The organism is Paenarthrobacter sp. PPS72 (assembly GCF_048537125.1).
Lineage (GTDB): Bacteria > Actinomycetota > Actinomycetes > Actinomycetales > Micrococcaceae > Arthrobacter > Arthrobacter nitroguajacolicus_E.
In genome coordinates, this window is record NZ_JBLYIE010000041.1 from 60,200 (window position 1) to 81,315 (window position 21,116).

At 61.4% G+C, this 21,116-nt stretch carries 17 protein-coding genes and 1 tRNA gene; 7 read left to right on the forward strand and 11 right to left on the reverse strand.

Translation table 11 applies throughout. The features are described from left to right. Positions 1–45: 45 nt before the first annotated feature. Together ACLRGI_RS16920 and ACLRGI_RS16925 are read right to left on the reverse strand one after the other, a co-directional pair. Positions 46–1,725: a sugar transferase gene (locus ACLRGI_RS16920; RefSeq protein ID WP_419202725.1), complete on the reverse strand. Its 1,680-nt coding sequence runs from the start codon at positions 1,723–1,725 to the stop codon at positions 46–48. Positions 1,726–1,993: 268 nt separating this feature from the next. After that, positions 1,994–2,251, reverse strand: coding sequence for a hypothetical protein (locus ACLRGI_RS16925; protein WP_419202726.1), 258 nt, complete (start codon positions 2,249–2,251; stop codon positions 1,994–1,996). Positions 2,252–2,290: 39 nt separating this feature from the next. Here ACLRGI_RS16925 and ACLRGI_RS16930 point away from each other — a divergent pair, with 39 nt between their 5' ends. After that, on the forward strand, positions 2,291–2,524 hold the full coding sequence (locus ACLRGI_RS16930) for a DUF5703 family protein (protein WP_419202727.1): 234 nt from the start codon (positions 2,291–2,293) through the stop codon (positions 2,522–2,524). Positions 2,525–2,545: 21 nt separating this feature from the next. Here ACLRGI_RS16930 and ACLRGI_RS16935 read toward each other — a convergent pair whose 3' ends face one another. Then, a complete protein-coding gene (locus ACLRGI_RS16935) occupies positions 2,546–3,706 on the reverse strand; it encodes an acyl-CoA dehydrogenase family protein (RefSeq protein WP_419202728.1) in 1,161 nt (386 codons plus the stop codon). Between the two features lie 98 nt (positions 3,707–3,804). Continuing rightward, positions 3,805–5,109 (reverse strand): M20/M25/M40 family metallo-hydrolase, encoded by a 1,305-nt coding sequence (locus tag ACLRGI_RS16940; protein ID WP_419202729.1) that lies wholly within the window; start codon positions 5,107–5,109, stop codon positions 3,805–3,807. A gap of 263 nt (positions 5,110–5,372) precedes the next feature. Between ACLRGI_RS16940 and ACLRGI_RS16945 the strand changes: the two genes are divergently transcribed. Then, positions 5,373–5,455, forward strand: a tRNA-Leu gene (locus ACLRGI_RS16945). A gap of 136 nt (positions 5,456–5,591) precedes the next feature. Here the strand turns inward: ACLRGI_RS16945 and ACLRGI_RS16950 are convergent. From ACLRGI_RS16950 to ACLRGI_RS16960, 3 genes are read right to left on the reverse strand one after another with little or no spacing between them, the layout of a single operon-like run. Then, positions 5,592–6,518, reverse strand: coding sequence for a MaoC/PaaZ C-terminal domain-containing protein (locus ACLRGI_RS16950; RefSeq protein WP_419202730.1), 927 nt, complete (start codon positions 6,516–6,518; stop codon positions 5,592–5,594). Then, positions 6,515–7,855, reverse strand: a complete 1,341-nt coding sequence (locus tag ACLRGI_RS16955; RefSeq protein WP_419202731.1) for a 3-oxoacyl-ACP reductase — start codon at positions 7,853–7,855, stop codon at positions 6,515–6,517. Before ACLRGI_RS16955 ends, ACLRGI_RS16950 begins: the two co-directional genes overlap by 4 nt. Before the next feature lie 10 nt (positions 7,856–7,865). After that, on the reverse strand, positions 7,866–9,218 hold the full coding sequence (locus ACLRGI_RS16960) for an acetyl-CoA C-acetyltransferase (RefSeq protein WP_419202732.1): 1,353 nt from the start codon (positions 9,216–9,218) through the stop codon (positions 7,866–7,868). Positions 9,219–9,351: 133 nt separating this feature from the next. On the opposite strand from ACLRGI_RS16960, the gene ACLRGI_RS16965 reads away from it, so the two are divergent. Together ACLRGI_RS16965 and ACLRGI_RS16970 are read left to right on the forward strand one after the other, a co-directional pair. Beyond that, positions 9,352–10,005, forward strand: coding sequence for a TetR family transcriptional regulator (locus ACLRGI_RS16965; protein ID WP_419202751.1), 654 nt, complete (start codon positions 9,352–9,354; stop codon positions 10,003–10,005). A 46-nt stretch (positions 10,006–10,051) separates the two neighbouring features. Then, a complete protein-coding gene (locus ACLRGI_RS16970; protein WP_419202733.1) occupies positions 10,052–12,154 on the forward strand; it encodes an acyl-CoA dehydrogenase family protein in 2,103 nt (700 codons plus the stop codon). A gap of 114 nt (positions 12,155–12,268) precedes the next feature. On the opposite strand, the gene glgA is transcribed toward ACLRGI_RS16970, so the two are convergent. Next, positions 12,269–13,465, reverse strand: coding sequence for a glycogen synthase (glgA, locus tag ACLRGI_RS16975; RefSeq protein ID WP_419202734.1), 1,197 nt, complete (start codon positions 13,463–13,465; stop codon positions 12,269–12,271). A gap of 93 nt (positions 13,466–13,558) precedes the next feature. On the opposite strand from glgA, the gene glgC reads away from it, so the two are divergent. After that, positions 13,559–14,971, forward strand: coding sequence for a glucose-1-phosphate adenylyltransferase (gene glgC / locus ACLRGI_RS16980; protein WP_419202735.1), 1,413 nt, complete (start codon positions 13,559–13,561; stop codon positions 14,969–14,971). A 73-nt stretch (positions 14,972–15,044) separates the two neighbouring features. After that, positions 15,045–16,496 (forward strand): SDR family NAD(P)-dependent oxidoreductase, encoded by a 1,452-nt coding sequence (locus tag ACLRGI_RS16985; protein ID WP_419202736.1) that lies wholly within the window; start codon positions 15,045–15,047, stop codon positions 16,494–16,496. 72 nt (positions 16,497–16,568) lie between these two features. Here the strand turns inward: ACLRGI_RS16985 and ACLRGI_RS16990 are convergent, their stop codons facing one another. The 3 genes from ACLRGI_RS16990 to ACLRGI_RS17000 are packed head-to-tail and all read right to left on the reverse strand — an operon-like array spanning position 16,569 to position 19,955. After that, entirely contained in the window at positions 16,569–17,420 is an 852-nt protein-coding gene (locus ACLRGI_RS16990) for a transglutaminase family protein (protein WP_419202737.1), read from the reverse strand. Continuing rightward, a complete protein-coding gene (locus ACLRGI_RS16995; RefSeq protein WP_062068749.1) occupies positions 17,417–18,343 on the reverse strand; it encodes an alpha-E domain-containing protein in 927 nt (308 codons plus the stop codon). Before ACLRGI_RS16995 ends, ACLRGI_RS16990 begins: the two co-directional genes overlap by 4 nt. Before the next feature lie 55 nt (positions 18,344–18,398). Then, positions 18,399–19,955 carry a circularly permuted type 2 ATP-grasp protein gene (locus ACLRGI_RS17000; RefSeq protein WP_419202738.1) on the reverse strand — a complete coding sequence of 519 codons (1,557 nt, stop codon included), beginning with the start codon at positions 19,953–19,955 and terminating at the stop codon, positions 18,399–18,401. 110 nt (positions 19,956–20,065) lie between these two features. Between ACLRGI_RS17000 and ACLRGI_RS17005 the strand changes: the two genes are divergently transcribed. Continuing rightward, positions 20,066–21,115: a YeiH family protein gene (locus ACLRGI_RS17005; protein WP_419202739.1), complete on the forward strand. Its 1,050-nt coding sequence runs from the start codon at positions 20,066–20,068 to the stop codon at positions 21,113–21,115. The last annotated feature ends 1 nt before the right edge of the window (position 21,116 follow it).

Below are 21,116 nucleotides of genomic sequence, written 5' to 3' on the forward strand. Positions count from 1 at the left end.
TTCTGTTGTGACAGCGCGATCCGCTTGGTTTGTTTCAGCTATTGGCTAATAGGCTCCGGACGGTTGGACCATAGCTTTGAAGGTCCGCCACATAATCATCAAATCGCCCGCTATGGACCAGTTCTCGACGTAGTAGAGGTCCAGGCGGACGGCTTCATCCCATGGCAGGTCCGATCGCCCGTTGATCTGCCACAGGCCCGTGATACCGGGCTTGATGAGCAGCCGACGATGCGTGTGGCGTTCGTATCCGCTGACTTCCCGGGCCAACGGTGGTCGGGGCCCCACAAGGCTCATGTTGCCCACCAGGACGTTCCAGAACTGGGGAAGTTCATCCAAGGAGTATTTGCGCATCCAGCGGCCGCACCCTGTGATGCGGGGGTCGCCACGGATTTTGAAGAGGACGCCCGCGCCCTCATCCTGGGTACTTAGTTCCTCCAACCGGGAATCTGCGTCCACCACCATGGAACGGAACTTCAGCATGTGGAAGGTAGTGCCCCTTCGGCCGACCCTCTCCTGCCGGAAGAGTACGGGGCCGGGGCTGTCGCGATGAACTATCGCAGCCAGGAGCAGCAGTACCGGCGACAGAATCACCAACGCCAAGGCCGAGACCGTAATGTCCATCAAGCGCTTGAGCGTGTGCTTGCCCCCGGAGTAGTGCGGAATGTCTACGTGCATCAGAGGAAGACCTTCGACCGGCCGCCAGTGGATGCGCGGGCCGGCAACATTGGTCAGGGCGGCCGCGAGCACAAGTTCCGCTGAGTTCTCTTCCAGCCGCCACCCGAGCTCCTGGATGAACTGGTTTCCGCCAGGCAAGGGGCCGGCCACGATCACCGCGTTGGCGCCTGTTTGCCGCACGGTGTGGGAGATACCGTAGATCGAGGACAGGACAGGCACGCGGAGATGGTCCACCTTCAGGACCGCACCACGACGGGCGCCGGGAAGGCATGCTCCGAGGATGTCGTAGGCGGTACCGGACTTTCGGTTGATCTGCTTGATCACGTACCTCACGTCCTGCGGTTCACCGACAACGATCGCCCGGGAAAGGCACCGCCCACGGGACTTTTCGTGACTCAACCACCGGCGGAAGCTCCACCGGCTCCCGGTGAGTGCCATCAAGCCAAGCGGCAAGGAGACAAGCACGAATGAGCTGACCGCATCAAGCCGGAAAACCACCGCGACGATGCCCAGGAAGCCGAAGACGCGAAAACTGGCCGACAGGACCCGCTTGTACTCTTCGGGACCTACGCCAAGGACTTTGGGATCCCGGGTCCGATAGACCTCCAGCGAACCCAACCAAACCAAACCAAGTATCAATGCCATCACCAGGTGGCCTGCGTACCTGGGGCTGTCCACCGACAATGACAATCCGTCGGTGTTCAGGACAAAGCCGGCGAACACGGCGGTAGCCACCAGGATGGTGTCCGACATACGGAGGCCACTGGTCAGCGAGTGTGTCCAGTCACGGCTGCCCCTGCGGGAAAAACTGACGCGTGGGGTCCTGCGGGTGACTGGCGGCACGAAGTCCAGGGTGACCTCGGAGCTCGGTGCCGCCAGTCCCGCCTTTTCAGTCCGTTGTGCAGCAACGGACTTGTCAATCCAGGGAGACATCGGCGGATTGACGTCGGCGATGGCAGTTTTTGCGGGAAAGACTGAACCCGCGAAGGCATGGTCCGCACCGTTGGGTGCCGCTACCTTGCCCGTACGCAAGACTGGAACTTTCACCATGTCAGCCTTCTTTGCAGACCTGCCATTGCCTACTTATCAGTGAAGCGGCGGCTGTGAGGGGGCGCACCAGTAGTCGGTACTCAAGTTTGCGCAGGATTACCCATCAGGCCTACGTGCGAGTACCTAGCCGGCAATGGCGGCACTACGTGTTTTCTTCCCGCACAGGACGGGCATAACTGCGGAAATCCGGGTGGGAACCGGGACAAAAGCTGCCGGAAGAAGACACAAGAAAACCGGCCACCCAAGGGTGGCCGGTTCATCAGGGCAATCAGTCCTCTACGATCTCCAGGTCTTCATCCAGTACCTCGTCGTCTTCTTCGTCCTCGTCATCGAAAACCTGGAGCGGAGTAACCTCGGAGTAAGACTCGTAGAGTGCATCTTCATAGACCTCGAAGGCATCCGCCACGGCGAAAAAGGCCGCTTCGACGTTGGGGTCACCTTCACCCCGACGCGCAGAGGCGGCAGCCAGATGTTCTTCCAGGGCGGCGGTCAGTGATTGAAGCGCGACACGCGGATCGATGCTCATGACTTCACGTTAGCCGGAAAAGGATGAAAATGGAGAGGGATGAGAGAACAATTTCCGGGCAGCTCCGTGGAGCGCCAACGAGACTACGCACGTCAGTACGAGTACCTCGTACTGACGGTGGGACCTGAGGATTCGCTGCCGGAAGCCCGCCGCAGGCTCGCCGAGCATTCCGAATACGGCAAGTGGGAACTGGAGCGCAGCGTGCTCTACCTCGGAGGCGGGCGACGCTTCTGGCTGCGCCGCAAAGTCTATTCCGTGCAGCGAACCGTCTGAGTCCGGCACCACAACAAGCTGCTAGCCCTCCAAGGGGCCCAACCATGCGTTCGCAACAGTGTTGTGGGCGGATTCATCGTTGGACGGATGGAAGATGCCCGCCAGTACGTCCCGGTAAAGCCGCTCCATCTCGGACCCGCGGAAGTAACTGGATCCTCCCGTGACACGGATGGACAAGTCCACTACGTGGCGTGCGTTCTCCGTGGCACGGGACTTGAGTCCCACGAGTTTGGGGAACCACTGGGCTCCGTGGTCCACCAGGTTGTCCACATCACGCGCCAGGGAAGAGATTTGCGGTGAGATCCCGTCCATGGCCAGGGCGGCGTCTGCCACCTTCCAGCGGATGTCAGGATCCTGTGCATAACTCCGCCCACCGTGCTTCGCCGACACCCGACGCTTCACGTTCGCCACCCCAAGGGTGAACGCACGTTCGGCCACTCCTGTGTACACAGCAGCCAACAACGTCTCGAAGCAGGCAAAGATCGCGAAGATCAGCAGGTCCTTGTTCGGTCCCACGGGTAGTTTGCGGAAGATCCGTTCGGAGGGAATCACGGCTCCATGCAGGAGGGTGGTGTTGGACGCGCTTGCACGCATACCCAGAGTGTCCCAGTCGCTCAGGGTCTCATGGCCCGGCTCATCGCGGCGAAGAAAGCCAAAGACGAGCTCACCTTCGCCGTCCCTGGCGCCGGCATCCTTACCGAAAGTTCCCAGCCGGGTCCAGCCGCGCGAGAGGCTGGTGAAGATCTTGCGGCCCGAGAACCGGTAGCTCCCGTCAGGTAGGGGTTCGGCTACTGTTCCGGAATCGAACAGCATGGAATCGTTGCCGGCCTCGGAGATGCCGAAAGCGAAGACCTCCCCCTCCCCCGCCTCCTTCAACACAAAATCCAGCGAGCTGTCCCCGCGGGCGGTCAGGACCTGCGCGACGCCGGTCCAGACCAGGTGCATATTCACCGCAAGCGCCGTGGCCGGGGCAGCCGTGGCGAGACGCTGCTGCAGCGCCGCCACCGATTCGAGCCCAAGCCCGAACCCGCCGTCGGCCTCCGATACGAACAGCTTGAGATAACCGGCCGCTGCCAACTCTTCCAGGTCTTCATGAAAGAACTGGTTGTTTTGGTCGTAGCCCGCAGCGCGACCACGCAGCCGTTCGAGCAGTTCGTCGGGAAGAATTTCTTCGGCAGTCATGGCGATCCTTCTGATGCGTGCTTTTAGTTACTGAGCCTTTAGTTACTGAGCCTTTAGTTACTGAGCCTTTAGTTGCTGAGCCTTTAGTTGCTGAGCCTTTAGTAGTTACTGAGCAGGGTGTTAAGGACCCGGGCGCCAAACTGGAGGGACTCGGCCGGCACGCGCTCGTCAACGCCATGGAACATTCCCGTGAAGTCCAGTTCATCGGGAAGCATCAGAGGAGCGAAACCGTAGCCGGTGATACCGATCTTGCTCAACGACTTATTGTCCGTGCCTCCGGACAGCGTGTACGGGAGGACCTTGGCGCCCGGGTCTTCGGAGTGCAGGGCATCGATCATGGAGTCCACCAAGTTCCCTGCGAACGGCACCTCCAAGGAAACATCCTTGTTGACGTAGCTGATCTCGATGCCATCTCCGGCGAGTTCCTTGATGGTCTCAAACACCAGCTCCTGCTGTCCCGGCAGTGTTCGGCAGTCCACGAACGCCTCGGCCGATTCGGGGATGACGTTGTGCTTGTAGCCGGAGCGCAGATACGTGGGATTGGAGGTGTTCTGAAGTGTGGCACCGACGAACCTGGCTACGGTACCAAGTTCCTTCAGGAGGATGTCAGGGTTATCGGCGTCGAACTCGACGCCGGTGAGCTCGGTGACGCCGTCAAGGAACTGTCGGGTGGTTGGCGTCAATTCCACAGGCCACTTGTGTTCGCCGATCCTTGTCACAGCGGCGGCAAGCCGCGTGACGGCATTGTCGGTATTGATCTGGGAACCGTGGCCTGCCCGGCCATGAGCTACCAGCCGCAACCATGACAAGCCCTTCTCGGCAGTCTGCAGCAGGTAGGTCCGTTGTCCGCCGATCGTGGCTGAGAATCCACCAACTTCGGAGATGGCTTCCGTGGCGCCGTCAAAGAGCTCGCGCCGGTGCTCCACCGCGTACCTGGCCCCGTAGGTGCCACCGGCTTCCTCATCCGCGAAGAAAGCGAAAATGATGTCGCGCTTGGGCTTGCGTCCGGTTCGGGCAAAGTTGCGCATGACTGAAAGGATCATGGCGTCCATGTCCTTCATGTCCACGGCGCCGCGACCCCAGACCAAACCGTCCTTCAGTTCGCCGCTGAACGGGTCCACGCTCCACTGGTCCTTGAGGGCAGGTACAACATCGAGGTGTCCGTGTACCACCAGGGCGTCCGCCGAGGGGTCTTCTCCGGCCATGCGGGTTACTACGTTGGCGCGGCCGGGGGCCGACTCGAAGATCTCGGCTTCCAGGCCGACTTCGGTGATCAGTCCGGCCGTGTATTCCGCTGCCGCACGCTCCCCTGGCCCCGAGTCATCTCCAAAGTTGGAGGAGTCGATGCGGATCAGCTCCTGGCAGATCCGGACAACTTCGTCTTCGGGGCGGATGACAGACATGGAAACTCTCCTTGCGTGGCTGGGCTGCAGGTTCCGGTGACGCGCTGCGGTTTTCCAGCGTTTCCGTCCCGTGTTCCATCAGCCTACCCACCAGTGGTGGCAGACGTCCGGAATGTGTGGATTCCACACGCGCCAAGGGCCGCCAAGGCGCCCTCATACGGGTCGATTTTTCAGCGACCTGAAACCGTGTTAGAGTTTTTCTCGCTGCTTCGGAGGAAAGTGAAACACCGCAAGGTGCAAAACAGCCCATCTGAACACCACCTGCGCGGGTGGCGGAATGGCAGACGCGCTAGCTTGAGGTGCTAGTCCTCGAAAGGGGGTGGGGGTTCAAGTCCCCCTCCGCGCACAATCGCAAGGCCTGGAATCCACGGATTTCGGGCCTTGTTTTGTTTGCCCCGCAGCCTGACGCAAGCGCCGTAAGAACCACGACGGTGGCGGTCGCCTCAGGGGCGACCGCCACCGTTGAAGGCTTGACGTGACTGTCAGGCCAAGTGGGCAACCGTCCCGGCAAAGTGCCGCCGGCCGCTGCGTGGATTCCAGGCTACGTATTCAGAGCGTTCCCACGTGCCCGCATGCGCCTGGACCGTGGTGATATCCAAGGCAACACGCGCAGGTAGGAACACCGGGGCTTCGAAGGTGACATCCCAAGTGAACGAGTCCGACTTCACCGATCCCACGTCAGCCAGTGCCCGCGAGGCCAAGTACATGCCGTGGGCAATGGATCCCCGAAGCCCCAGGGCCTTGGCTGACAGGACACTCAGGTGAATTGGATTGAAATCGCCGGAAACGGCGGCGTAGCTGCGGCCGGTGTCCAGATTCAGCTGCCAGAGCGCAGTGGGATTTGGTGGGACAAAGTCCCCTGCCGCAGAGGCTCCGTTCGCACTGCCCGGCTTGTCGATACCAGGCAGGAAGACACCTTTGGCAAGGTACGTCGAGACGCCGCGCCACATCAAATCATCACTGGCTCCGGAGCGGACCTCAGCCACGACGTCCACCTGTGTTCCGGCTCTATGTCCGGCAAGGTTCTCCGACCAGGAACGGATGTTCAGGTCCTGGGTGAACTGCAGGGGGGCCAGCTGTTCAATGCGGTTCTTCAGATGGATCATGCCAAGAAGCGGCAGCGGAAAGTCTTCGCGATTCATGACGCTCATGGAAACGGGAAACGCCAGGGCATGAACGTAACCCGCAGGGAGCGTATCGCTGGCAGTTTCGCCTACCAAATGTTGGTAGGCAGTCAGATTTTCGACGTCGGCCCGCACTCCCCTGACTTCGTGGCTGACGGCAGGAAGACGCTTCTTTCCGGTTGATGCTCCCAAGACCCTTCGACGGGCGGCTGCGGCTGCGGCATTGACATACAACTTGGAGAGCGAAGGCAGCTCGCCAAGGACAACGGGCTGGGGATGATTCATGCTCCCACCAGTTGTTGCCCGCACACGCGCAGTACCTCACCGGAGATCCCGCCGGCAGCATCACTGGAAAGGAACGCGATGGCTTCGGCCACATCCTGGGGCTGGCCGCCCTGCTTGAGCGAGTTGAGCCTGCGGGCCGCCTCACGGATCGCGAAGGGCATCTTGGCCGTCATCTCGGTTTCAATGAATCCCGGAGCTACTGCGTTGATGGTCCCACCGAAAGGTTCAACCAGCGCCGCCGTTGACCTCACCATGCCTATAACGCCACCCTTGGATGCGCCGTAATTGGTCTGGCCCCTGTTTCCGGCGATGCCACTTGTTGACGCGACTGACACAATGCGAGGCGACTCCTTGAAATGCTCCGACGCCAAAAGTGCTTCGTTGATTCTCAGTTGAGCTGCGATGTTGACGGCGATAACTGACTGCCACCGGCCCTCATCCATGTTGGCAAGAAGCCTGTCGCGGGTAATACCCGCGTTGTGAACCACGATGTCGAGCCGTCCATGGCGTTCCACTGCGTGTTCGATGATGCGGTGTCCGGCGTCGTCCCGGCTGATATCGAGCTGCAGGGCAGTCCCGTGGACTTCATTGGCTACAGCTGCCAGATGATCCCCGGCCGCCGGGATGTCTACTGCCACGATTTTGGCCCCGTCGCGGTGCAGCGTTCGAGCTATGGCAGCACCTATACCCCGCGCGGCGCCGGTAACCACTGCCACTTTCCCCGCGAGGGGTTTATCGGCGTCATTTGGCAGGCTGCCTGAGGCTGAGCGGACGGTCAGGAACTGTCCGTCCACATAAGCGGAGCGGCCAGAGAGGAAGAACCGCAGGGCGCCCAGCGCGGATGGACTGGTGGTCGCCAGCTGGTCATCCAGGAGAATGCCGTTGGCCGTGGCACCCGCCCGTAGCTCCTTGGCAAGGGACCGCAACAACCCATCGATGCCCTGCCGCGCGGCAGCGGAGGCAGGGGTCCGTGCTGACTGGGGTGTCCGGGAAATCGTAATGACCCGGCCGTTAGGTGAGAGGTCCCGAAGTGACGCGCCTGCGGCAAGGACAGATTTTCCCAGGTCCTCGGGGTGCTGGACCGCATCAAGCACCAGAATGATTGCCCCAAGTTTCTCCTTGGGGAGTGCATTGCGACGGACGTCCAAACCCCAACCGAGCATGGTGGTGGCAATGTCGTCTGCCCCCGCGCTGTCGCCACTGACCAAGACCGGGCCGGAAATGAGGGGGGCGCCAGGTTGGTGGCGCCGAAGTACTACGGGCTGCGGCAGGCCGAGCTTCCTGGCCACGTCCTTCCCCAGTCCCTGGCTCACGAGCTGTGTGTACTTGTCTGTCATCGCGCTCCCCCTAGGCTGCTTCCAGAATCGCAACGACACCTTGGCCGCCGGCGGCGCACACGGAGATCAAGCCACGCGCCGGGCGGCCGTCAACGGTGCCCTTCTCATGCAGCATTTTCGCAAGTGATGCCACGATCCTGCCACCTGTTGCTGCAAAGGGGTGGCCGGCAGCCAACGACGATCCATTGACGTTGAGCTTTGCACGGTCCACCTTTCCCAACGCACCGTCAAGGCCCAAACGCGTCTTGCCAAACTCTTCGTCTTCCCAGGCAGCCAAGGTACTGAGGACGGTTCCGGCAAAGGCCTCGTGAATTTCGAAGAAGTCGATGTCCTCGAAAGTGAGGCCGTGACGTGCCAACAAGCGAGGAACCGCGAAGACCGGTGCCATGAGCAAGCCGTCCTTGCCGTGCACGAAGTCCACGGCGGCAGCTTCACCGTCCAGGACTGTGGCGAGCTTGGGAAGGCCACGCGCGTCCGCCCATTCCTCGCTTGCCAGCAGGACAGCGGATGCGCCGTCGGTCAGAGGCGTGGAGTTGCCCGCGGTCATGGTCGCCTCCGAACCGAGGTTTTTACCAAACACGGGCTTGAGGGTGGAGAGCTTCTCCAGCGTGGTGTCTGCGCGCAGGTTGGAATCGCGGTTGAGCCCTCGGTAAGGGGTGAGGAGGTCATCAAAGAAGCCCCGCTCGTACGCGGCAGCCAAGTTGCGGTGGCTGTTGAAAGCAAGCTCGTCCTGCGCTTCACGGGAGATTTTCCACTGCGCAGTAGTGAGGGCCTGATGTTCACCCATGGACAGCCCGGTGCGGGGTTCCCCCGTGTTGGGGGCATCCGGGGCCAGATCCTTGGGGCGGATCCGGCCGACGACCTTCAGCTTTTGAACAGTGGTCTTGGCCCGGTTGAGGTCCAGCAGAATTTCCCGGAGGCCCTCACTGACGGCGATCGGGGCATCCGATGCCGAGTCCACCCCACCGGCAATCCCTGAATCGATCTGCCCCAACTTGATCTTGTTGGACAACCCAAGGACGGTCTCCAAGCCTGTTGCGCAGGCTTGTTGGAGATCGTATGCGGGAGTTTCAGGAGACAGTGCAGACCCGAGGACGGCTTCCCGGGTGAGATTGAAGTCCCTTGAATGCTTAAGTACGGCACCCGCCGCGACTTCTCCAAGGCGTTCGTCCTGGAGCCCGAACCTGGCGATGAGCCCCTCCAGCGCTGCGGTCAGCATGTCCTGGTTGGAGGACTTTACATAAACGCCACCGGTCCGAGCGAACGGGATGCGGTTGCCGCCCACGATGACCGCCGAGCGTGTCGATTGAGGGACGTTGGCCGATTCCAGGGGTCCGTCCGTGGTCACGTCTGCTGTAGCCATGCTTGTCTCCTTCGATCAATGCCAGTTACTGATACCCAGCGTACCTGATACGCTGGGTATCGTGAACACTCGCCACGAAGAATCCGCCGGCGCCGCAGGCTCGGCACAGGTTGCTGTTGAAGACGTCATCGCCATGGAGGGTGAAGCCGTGGTCGATGGACGCGCGGCCCGCTGGCAGACCCATCGTGAGGAGCGCCGGCGCGAACTCATCAAAGCCGCCCGGAAGGCCGTCCACAGGCTTGGAAGTGACGCCTCCATGGAGGACATCGCCGGAGCCGCAGGAACCTCGAAGTCGGTCTTTTACCGCTACTTCGGCGACAAAGCAGGTCTTCAGCAATCAATGGGGGAAGTGGTGCTGGGGCAAATGCAGCGCCGCATGCAGGAGGCCGCCCAATCGGCGCAAACCCCGCGCGAGGGCCTGTTTGCCATGGTCTCCGCATACTTGCAGATGGCCGAATCCAGCCCCAACGTCTACGCCTTCATCACCCGGCTCACTCCCGGGGAAGCTTCTGCCCAGGACGCCATAGCGGCCTCCGGCGCCCTGGGAAATTTCTTCGAGCAGATCACGGACATGATCGCAACTCCCATGCGGGAGTACCTCGGCGAAGAAAAAGAAGCGGTCATCGTGTACTGGCCCACCGCCGCTATAGGGCTCGTCAGGAATGCCGGAGAAATGTGGCTGGGAAGCCCTGCCGGCAGCACAAGGCCCGATCAGGCGACCATGGCCGGCCGCATCACGGATTGGCTGTGCCTCGGCATTGCCCCTGAGCTCAAAAGCACCACCTGACATCAGCAATGACTCATCAGTTGTCGGAACCAAAGAAGGAAGCAACATGACTGAAGTAGTGGACAGGGCCTCATCCGCCCAACAACCCTCAGGCCGCGAAGACGCCGCCACCAGTGGCGCCGAGCCCGTGGTTGACGTCGCCGCCCTTGGGGAGCAACTTCTTGGAAAATGGGCCCACATCCGCCACGAGGCCCGCAAGGTCGCAGGTAACCCGGCAGTGCAGAAGATCGAAGGCCTGCACCATACTGAACACCGGGCCCGGGTGTTCGAGCAACTGAAGTTCCTGGTGGACAACAACACCGTCCACCGGGCCTTCCCCACCCGGCTTGGCGGCTCCGACGATCACGGCGGCAACATCGCCGGCTTCGAAGAGATCGTTACCGCCGACCCGTCCCTCCAGATCAAGGCCGGCGTCCAGTGGGGCCTGTTCGGCTCAGCAGTGATGCACCTTGGCACAGTGGAACATCAGGATAAGTGGCTCCCCGGCATCATGAGCCTCGAAATTCCCGGCTGTTTCGCCATGACTGAGACGGGCCACGGTTCGGATGTTGCCAGCATTGCCACCACGGCGACGTACGACGAAGCCAGCCAGGAATTCGTTATCAATACTCCCTTCCGGGCAGCATGGAAGGACTACATCGGCAATGCAGCCAATGACGGCCTCGCCGCCGTGGTGTTTGCCCAGCTGATCACCAAGAACGTCAACCACGGTGTCCACGCTTTCTATGTGGAACTCCGTGACCCGGCCACCAAGGAGTTCCTTCCGGGCATCGGCGGTGAGGATGACGGCATCAAGGGCGGACTCAACGGCATCGACAACGGCCGTTTGCACTTCACGGACGTACGCATCCCCCGCACCAACCTCCTGAACCGTTACGGCGACGTTGCTGTGGACGGCACCTACTCCTCCACCATTGAGAGCCCGGGACGCCGCTTCTTCACGATGCTCGGTACCTTGGTCCAGGGACGCGTTTCCCTCGATGGTGCGGCAGTAGCTGCCAGCAAGGTGGCACTCAAGACGGCTATCCAGTACGCCACTGAGCGCCGCCAGTTCAATGCCTCGTCCAGCACCGATGAAGAGGTCCTGTTGGACTACCAGCGGCACCAGCGGCGTTTGTTCACCAGGCTGGCAACCACCTACGCGGCCAGCTTCGCCCACGAGCAACTCCTGCAAAAGTTCGACGACGTCTTCTCCGGTGCCCACGACACCGATGCCGACCGCCAGGACCTGGAAACGCTGGCTGCCGCCCTCAAGCCCCTGAGCACCTGGCATGCCCTGGACACGTTGCAGGAGTGCCGCGAGGCATGCGGCGGCGCTGGCTTCCTGATCGAAAACCGCTTTGCTTCGCTGCGCGCAGACCTCGACGTATATGTCACGTTCGAAGGCGACAACACCGTCCTGCTGCAACTGGTTGCCAAGCGACTCTTGGCGGACTACGCCAAGGAATTCCGCAGCGCCGATTTCGGCGTGCTTGCCCGATACGTGGTGGACCAGGCTGCCGGCGTGGCCCTGCACCGGACTGGCCTCCGGCAGGTTGCCCAGTTCGTGGCCGATACAGGCTCGGTACAGAAGGCGGCTCTGGCTTTGAGGGACGAGGAAGGCCAGCGCACCCTCTTGGCTGACCGTGTCCAGTCAATGGTCGCCGAGGTCGGTGCCGCGTTGAAGGGCGCCAACAAACTTCCCCAGCACCAGGCCGCAGCCCTGTTCAACCAACACCAGCATGAACTCATTGAAGCGGCTCAGGCTCACGCGGAACTTCTCCAATGGGAAGCTTTCACCGAGGCGCTGACACACGTTACGGATGATGGAACCAAACGCGTGCTGACGTGGCTGCGCGACTTGTTCGGACTGTCCCTGATTGAGAAGCACCTCTCCTGGTACCTCATGAATGGAAGGCTTTCGATGCAGCGCGGCCGGACCGTTGGTACCTACATCAACCGCCTGCTGGTCAAGATCCGCCCGCATGCGGTGGACCTTGTGGACGCTTTTGGTTACGGTCCGGAGCACCTGCGGGCCGCCATTGCAACCGGTGCTGAAGCTACCCGGCAGGATGAAGCCCGTGAGCACTTCCGAGGACAGCGGGCCAACGGCAGCGCGCCGGCGGACGAGAAAACGCTCCTGGCGCTCAAGGCCTCCAAAGCCCGTTAGCAGAGCTTTGCCGCCGTGGGGTGAACACTTGCGGAACTGTTGAAACAGCGACGGCGCCGTCCCTGCCAAGGGGGCGGCGCCGTCGTCGTTTGGCCTGCTGTTGGAGGCAGGAAATCAGCGCAGGACTGACCGGTAGACCTCGAGCGTTGTTTCGGTGATGGACTCCCAGGAGAAGTGTTCCTCTGCCCGGCGACGTCCGGCGATTCCCATCTCACGGGCACGTGAGGGATCGGCCACTACTTCGTTCAAGGCTGCAGCGAAGTCACTGACGAACTTCTCCGGGTCCAAAGGTGTCCCCGTTCCGTCGGTGACTTGTTCCAGTTGGACGAGGAGCCCGGTTTCTCCATGCTGAACCACCTCAGGGATGCCACCGGTGGCACTGGCCACCACTGCGGCACCGCATGCCATTGCTTCGAGATTGACGATGCCAAGGGGCTCGTAAATTGAAGGGCAGGCAAACGCCGTGGCGTGGCTGAGGACCTGGATAAGCTCCCTTCGGGGCAGCATCCGCTCGATGAGGATGACGCCGTCGCGCTTTGCCTGCAGTTCCTCAATGAGGCGGGCAGTTTCGGCAGCGAGCTCGGGAGTGTCTGCGGCTCCGAGGCACAAGACCAACTGGACATCATCAGGCAGGCTGGAGGCCGCCCGGAGAAGATAAGGCACCCCCTTCTGGCGCGTGTTACGTCCCACGAAGACCACACTGGGCTTGGAGGGGTCGATGCCCAGCGCCCGGATAGCGTCATCCTCTTCATCGCGTTCCCACAGGGAAACATCGATGCCGTTGTGAACCACGCGAACCTTATCCGGATCCACGTCAGGGTAGCTGCGGAGGATGTCCTGGCGCATGCCATCGGAGACGGCGATAATCGCGGCTGCTGCCTCATATGCCGTCTTCTCCGCCCAGGAGGACAACGCATAGCCGCCGCCAAGCTGCTCAGCCTTCCACGGTCGCAAGGGCTCAAGGCTGTGGGCGCTAAGCACGTGCGGAATGCCGTGCAGCAGCGACGCAAGGTGGCCGGCCATGTTGGCGTACCAGGTGTGCGAGTGGACAAGGTCCGCTCCCGCAATGTCCGGAACTATCCTCAGGTCCACGCCGAGGGTTTGGATGGCGGCGTTGGCATCGCCGAGGTCTTCGGGCGTGGCGTACGACGCCACGGAAGCCCCATGATAGTCCGCATCACGGGGCGCGCCGAACGCCCGAACATGAAGGTCGACGTGCTTTGCCAGCACCCGGCTGAGCTCGGCAACGTGGACACCGGCACCGCCATAAATTTCCGGAGGGAATTCTTTAGTCACAATGTCTATTCGCACGCTAACCAACGTAGTCGTTCCGGCGTATGTGTTCTAGTGTGAAAGAGTCCGGAAAATCGGACTTTTGGGGGATACGAAGACGTACGGGGAGCTGTGACCATGGCGTTGAAGAAAGTTCTGGCAATCGTATTGGCAGGCGGAGAAGGCAATCGACTGATGCCGCTGACGGCGGATCGGGCCAAGCCCGCGGTTCCGTTCGCAGGCGGCTACAGGCTAATTGACTTTGCACTATCCAATCTCGTCAATTCGGGATATTTGAAAATCGTCGTGCTGACGCAGTACAAATCACATAGTCTTGACCGGCACATCTCGGAAACCTGGCGTATGTCTACGCAGTTGGGCCGGTATGTGGCGTCTGTTCCCGCGCAGCAGCGCGTGGGCAAGAGTTGGTTCCTTGGCAGTGCCAACGCAATTTATCAATCGCTGAACCTCATCCACGACGACGCCCCGGACATTGTGGTAGTGGTCGGCGCTGACCACGTGTACCGCATGGATTTCTCCCAGATGGTGGAGCAGCACATAGCCAGTGGCGCCAAAGCGACGGTTGCTGCAGTGCGGCAGCCCCTGAACATGGCCAACCAGTTCGGCGTGATCGAGGTTGACCAGAACGATCCCCAAAAGATTGCCGCCTTCGTGGAAAAGCCGGCCAGCACCCCCGGGCTGGCAGCGGATCCCACGCAGTTCCTGGCTTCCATGGGGAACTACGTCTTCAACGCGGACGCTCTTGTTGAGGCTCTGCACGTGGATGCGGAAAGACTGGATACCAAGCACGACATGGGCGGGGACATCATTCCCTACTTCGTGGACCAAGGCGAAGCCGGCGTTTACGACTTCACGCTCAATGACATCCCCGGAGCCACCGACCGCGACCGGACCTACTGGCGCGACGTCGGTACAATCGACTCCTTCTACGACGCACACATGGACCTCATCTCGCCCGTGCCGATCTTCAACCTCTACAACTCCGAGTGGCCGATCTACACGCGACAAAGCATCTCGCCCCCTGCAAAGTTTGTCCGCGGCGAGAACAACACAGTAGGAACGGCCCTTGATTCCATTGTTGCCAGCGGAGTGGTGGTTTCCGGTGGCATCGTTGAAGGTTCCGTGCTCTCCAACGACGCCTACGTGGCAGCCGGCAGCCGGGTCCAGGACTCTGTCTTGATGGATAAGGTCCGCGTTGGCGAAGGTGCCGTCATCAAGCGGGCAATCCTGGACAAGAACGTCAAGGTCCCCGCTGGCGCGGCTATCGGCTTGGACCCTGCCCTGGATAAGGCGCGGGGCTACAAGGTCACCGAATCAGGCATCACCGTGCTGGCGAAAGGCCAGGTTGTTCCCGAGCCCGGTGAGGCAGAGCTCGCCTTGTCCGCACAACACCGCCGTGGATTGCCGGAGGCTGTCAAGGCAGCCACCCATGACGACCCCGACATCCGTGACTCCGCCGAAAAGGTAGCAGCAGGCATCCAGTCACGCGTGGCGGATGCTGCGGCCCAGGGTGCTGCTCACTAACAGGCGAGTACCAAACTGACGAAGACAGAACCCGAGGCAGGCCACTGGCTCCCAAGGCTGTAAAATCAGGTCAATGAGCTCCACCGATCTGACGCCTGAAGAGATCCAGGCCTGCCTCAAGGTTCTGACCACGATCCACGTCTATGACGAAGAGCACCCGGACTATGTTGCAGTCCGCCGTGCCACCGGCAAGATGTTCAAAGCCGTCAAACGCCACCGCCGGGTCACCAAACGCGACTCTATCGCCGAGGCGGACCGGGCCGTCATTGCCCTGACTGCTACAGCCGCTCCGGACCGCATTGACGACGAAACCCGCGGCAACAAGCTGGCCCCCTCTGCCACGGGAGAGATCGCAGGCCATCTCATCCGCTCGCGTCCCTGCTACATCTGCAAAAAGCACTACACACAGGTAGACGCTTTTTACCACCAACTATGTCCGGAATGCGCGGCCTACAGCCACAGCAAGCGCGATGCCCGCACCGATCTCACGGGACGCAGGGCGTTATTGACCGGTGGACGCGCCAAAATCGGCATGTACATTGCGTTGCGCCTACTGAGGGATGGTGCCCATACCACCATCACCACCCGCTTCCCCAAGGACGCCGCGCGTCGATTCGCGGCCATGGAGGACAGCGGCGACTGGCTTCACAGGCTCCGGATCGTTGGCATTGATCTTCGTGACCCGGCACAAGTCATGGCTTTGACGGACTCGCTCAACGAGGCCGGCCCGCTGGACATCATCATCAACAACGCAGCCCAAACCGTGCGGCGCTCCGGCAACGCGTACAAGCCCTTGGTCGACGCCGAAGACGAGCCTTTGCCTGCGGCCCTCGAAGCCGCCAATGGTGGACCCGAGCTGGTGACGTTCGGGCATGCACATGACAAGCACCCGCTCGCACTCGCCAGCAGCGTCACCGAACACCCGGTCCTGGCCGGCGATGCGATCACATCCTTGGCGCTCTCCACCGGATCGGCATCACTGGAGCGGATTGAGTCGGGAACGGCAATCGACGCCGGGGGCCTGGTTCCGGACCTCGCCACGATCAACAGCTGGACGCAGGTGGTGGACGAAGTGGATCCTTTGGAGATGCTCGAAGTCCAGCTGTGCAACGTCACTGCACCCTTCCTGCTGGTAAGCCGCCTTCGCGATGCCATGAAGAGGTCTACAGCCAACAGGAAATACATAGTCAATGTCTCGGCCATGGAGGGGCAGTTCTCCCGAGCCTACAAGGGCCCCGGGCACCCTCACACCAATATGGCCAAGGCTGCGCTGAACATGATGACCCGGACCAGCGCCCAGGAAATGCTGGATTCCGATGGCATCCTGATGACCGCGGTGGACACCGGATGGATCACCGACGAGCGGCCACACTACACCAAGGTCCGTCTCATGGAAGAAGGATTCCATGCACCGCTGGACTTGGTGGACGGAGCCGCGCGCGTCTACGATCCCATCGTGATGGGTGAGAAGGGCGAGGACCAGTACGGCGTCTTCCTGAAGGACTACAAGCCCTCCCCCTGGTAATAACTCCCCGGGTTTGAGTACAGATAAGGCCCTTAAGAGCTGCTCTTGAGGGCCTTATCTGTGCAAAAAATACTATGCGAGGCGGGTGATCTCCACCGAAACGGAGAGCCCCGAACCGCCTCCACCGGACAGGATGCCCTTCAGCGGGGGAACGTCGCGATAGTCACGGCCCCGGGCCACCGTGACGTGGTAGTCCCCTGCCGGCTTGTGGTTGGTGGGGTCCCAACTACGCCATTCGCCGTCCCACCATTCGAGCCAGGCGTGCGATTGGCCGGCTACTGTTTCGCCGATATCCGCCGAAGAGCGGGGATGGATGTACCCCGACACGTAGCGCGCAGGAATCCCGCTGCAACGCAAGGCACCGATTGCCAGGTGGGCCAGGTCTTGGCACACGCCCTGACGCTGGGACCACGCCTGTTCGGCATTGGTGGTGACCCCGGTGGTGCCCTTCATGTAGGTCATCTCACCGGCCATCCACGCGAAGACGGCAAGCGCAGCTTCATGAGGATTCTTTCCCTTGACGATGTCCGGAACGATCTCCAGAACTTCCTCACCGGGCCCGCTAAGCCGGGATTGGGGCAACCAGTCGCTGAATTCGTCCTGTACCTTCTCAGAAGCAATGACGTCCCATCCCACGATGTCGTCCTCGGTTGCCACCCGTTCGGTGCGGTGCACTTCAACGGTGGCCGTGGCGAGGACCTCAAGGCTCTCATGCGGCATCTGCATATCGAAGGCAGTGACCCGCGTTCCCCAATAGTCGCGATAGTTACTGACGGACGCTTGGTTGGGTGAGACCTTCAGCGAGGCCTCAAGGACAACTTGCTGGCCGTCGGTCAGCGGAGTCATCCGGGCCTCGTTGTAGGACAAGGTCACGCGGCGGTTGTACTTGTAGGCAGTCTTGTGAACGATGCTCAGCCGGGTCATGAAACTTCTCCCACCCAGGCATGCTCGTCAGCCTGATTGAAGTACTTGCGCGAAATTGCGTCCGAGGCCTGTGTCACGGCCTTCTGCACACGTTCCATGTGTTCAGGCAGTTCGGACATGAGGTCGTCCGTGCGGTGGAACTCAAGGAATGTCCGCGCCTGGCCAACAATCCGCCGGGCGTCGTTAATGAATCCCACGCGCTGGGCCGACGGATCCAACTTGGCGAGGCACTCATCGGCATCCCGCAACGCATAGACAATCGAACGCGGGAACAACCTGTCCAACAGGAGGAACTCTGCCGCGTGCTGGTCTCCGAACGCTGCCCTGCGGGTTCGGATGAAGGACTCATAGGCACCGGCACACCGGAGCATATTGACCCATGACATTCCAGCGGACTGAACGTCGCGCGTCGATAACATCCGGGCAGTCATATCGGCCCGTTCCAAGGAGCGGCCAAGCACCATGAACAACCAGCTCTCGTCATGGCTGACCGTAGTATCCGCGAGGCCGCGGACCATGGCGGTCCGCTCCAAAACCCAGTTACAGAAACGGTAGGTTCCTACGACGTCCTTGCGATGCTGGTTGAGGCCGTAATAGGTGGTGTTGAGGCTTTCCCAGAGGGACTGGGAGACAGTTTCGCGTGCTCGTCGGGCATTCTCGCGGGCTGCACCTAAGGAACCTGCAATGGATGACGCGCTGTGTTTGTCGTAGGCCAAGGCGTGCAGGAGTTCGGGGAGGCCGAACTCTTCACCCTGCGGCTTGGCGCCCATGACGGCAAGGAGCTCACGGGCGACACTTCGCTGTTCCTCAAGGGGGAGGTGGTTCAAGCGCTCAAGGTGCACATCCAAAATCCTGGAAGTACCGTCGGCACGCTCTACGTAGCGTCCGATCCAGAAGAGTGACTCAGCAATGCGGCTCAGCATGGAACTGCCTCCTTCGCGTGATGCAAATCGAAGTTCAAGTGTTGGTGGAGCACGTTCACTGCTGCTGCTCCGTTTGGCGGTCCCGCCAGTTGCTTTCCACCGGCCATACGGAAACCTGCTCACGAAGCGTGACGGATTGGCGGGGGATGATCTCAGCCGGCAACTGCGGAGAGTTTGCCAAGACCCAGGTGTCCTTGGAACCGCCGCCTTGACTGGAGTTCACTATCAAAGACCCCTCCTTGAGTGCCACCCTGGTGAGGCCACCGGGCAGGACCCAGACGTCGTCGCCGTCGTTGACTGCAAAAGGACGCAGATCCACGTGGCGGGGACCAAATTTGTCGCCGGAGAGCGTGGGTACCGTGGAGAGCTGCAAGACAGGCTGTGCGATCCATCCGCGGGGGTCAGCGATGACGCGTTTACGCAGGGCCTCGAGTTCGTCCTTTGTGGCGTCGGGCCCAATGACCAATCCTTTACCGCCTGAGCCGTCCACGGGCTTGACCACCAGTTCGTCGAGGCGGTCAAGAACATGCTCCCTGGCTTCCTTTTCCTCTAGCCGGAAAGTGTCGACGTTGGCGATGATCGGCTCTTCGTGGAGGTAGTACCGGATCAGGTCAGGGACGTAACTGTACACGAGCTTATCGTCGGCTACGCCGTTGCCTACAGCGTTGGCTATGGTCACTCCCCCGGCACGGGCGGCATTGACCAGTCCCGGGCAACCGAGCATGGAATCAGACCTGAACTGCAGTGGGTCCAGGAAGTCGTCATCGATGCGCTTATAGATGACGTCCACGCGCTGTTCCCCGGCAGTGGTCCGCATGTACACGCGGTTTCCGCGGCAGATGAGGTCGCGGCCTTCCACCAGCTCCACGCCCATGAGACCTGCAAGGAGGGTGTGTTCGAAGTAGGCACTATTGAAGACACCCGGCGTCAAGACCACCACGGTGGGATCGTCCACTCCTGCGGGAGCGGTTTTTCGAAGTGCGGAGAGGAGCCGGCGGGGGTACTCCTCCACAGGCCTGATGTGCTGCTGGCCGAAAGCCTCGGGCAAACCTTTTGCCATGGCTCGCCGGTTCTCCAGGACGTAGCTGACTCCCGAGGGTACGCGGACGTTGTCCTCGAGCACGCGGAAGGTCCCGGCTGCATCTCGAACGACGTCGATACCTGACACGTGCACGCGAACGCCACCCGATGGCTCGAAACCATGCACCGCGCGGTGGAAGTGTGCGCTGGTGGTCACGAGCTGCCGGGGAATTACACCATCCGTGACTACTGCCATCCGCCCGTAGACGTCGTTCAGGAATGCTTCCAGGGCCTTGACCCGCTGTGCAACGCCGCGCTCCAGTACGTCCCACTCATCGGCGGGGATGACCCGAGGGACAATGTCCAGGGGAAACGGCCGCTCCTCCCCCGCATAGTCGAACGTTACGCCACGGTCCAGGAAGGTTCGTGCCATGGAGTCGGCACGGGCGGTGACATCCGCCAGGGAAAGCTCGCGGAGAGCCCCTGAAACCTGACCATAGGATCTTCTGGCAACGTGGCCTTGGGCAAACATCTCGTCGTAGGCGCCGCTGCGGGCGGCGGCCTCGGAGTAATCCTGAAATAGGTCAGACATGGGATTCAGGTAATCACCTTTTTGAGTCGGGCGCATTTCGCGCTGTTTGTGTCGCGGTTTCCGGGTACTCCCGGTTCGTCTTTCCTGGCCCCATCCGGCAGGGTTGAGGAATGCCCTTCAACAGTCTTGCGCCCCAGCTGTCCCGGCTGGGGCCCGGGTTGGTCCTGAGCATCGCCGCGACGGGTTTTGCCTTCGCGATCCACACCGTGGTTCCGGCGGTCCCGGCCATGACACTCGCTGTTGCCCTGGGCCTGCTCTCAGCCAATATACCGGGCACGGCAGTCCTGACAGCGGGGCGCGCGCGGCCAGGCCTGGACTTAGCGGGAAAGCACCTCATGCGTGCCGGAATCGTGCTCTTGGGACTCAAAGTCAGCATTGGTGACGTCCTTGGCCTGGGGTGGTTGTCTTTGCTCCTGATCGGCGGCGTTGTCCTGGTGAGCTTCGCGGGAACCTATGGGTTGGCGCGCCTGCTGCGCCTGCCCGGCGAGGCTGCACTGCTGATCGCCACGGGCTTTTCCATCTGTGGAGCCTCCGCCATCGGTGCGATGGCAGCCGTGCGCCGTATCAAACACCAAGACACAGTGCTCCCCGTGGCACTGGTGACATTGTGCGGCACCCTTGCCATTGGCGTACTGCCACTCCTTATGCACCCCTTGGACCTCAGTCCCGAACAGTTCGGAGCATGGACGGGGGCCTCAGTGCACGACGTTGGCCAGGTGGTGGCCACGGCGCAAACCGCAGGTACTTCAGCGCTGGCAATCGCCGTCGTCGTGAAGTTGACCCGTGTGGTCCTTCTGGCACCTGTTGCGGCAGCCGCCGGGGTGCATCAACGAATCGTCCATGTGAGGAAACGCGCCAACGGGACCGGCGATGCAGCTGATGGCGCGGACGCGCGATTCCCGCCGGTTGTCCCGCTGTTCGTTGTTGGTTTCCTCTCCATGGTGGCGGTTCGCTCCCTGGGCTGGGTGCCTCCGACGGGACTGGAAATTGCGGTAGCTGTTCAGGACATCCTGTTGGCGACGGCGCTGTTCGGGCTGGGGTCTGCGGTACGTGTGCGGACCCTGATTCATACGGGAGGTCGCGCAATGCTGGTGGCGTTGGGCTCCTGGCTGCTCATCGCATTACTGGGCCTGGGGGCCGCCTTGATCATGATTAGATAGC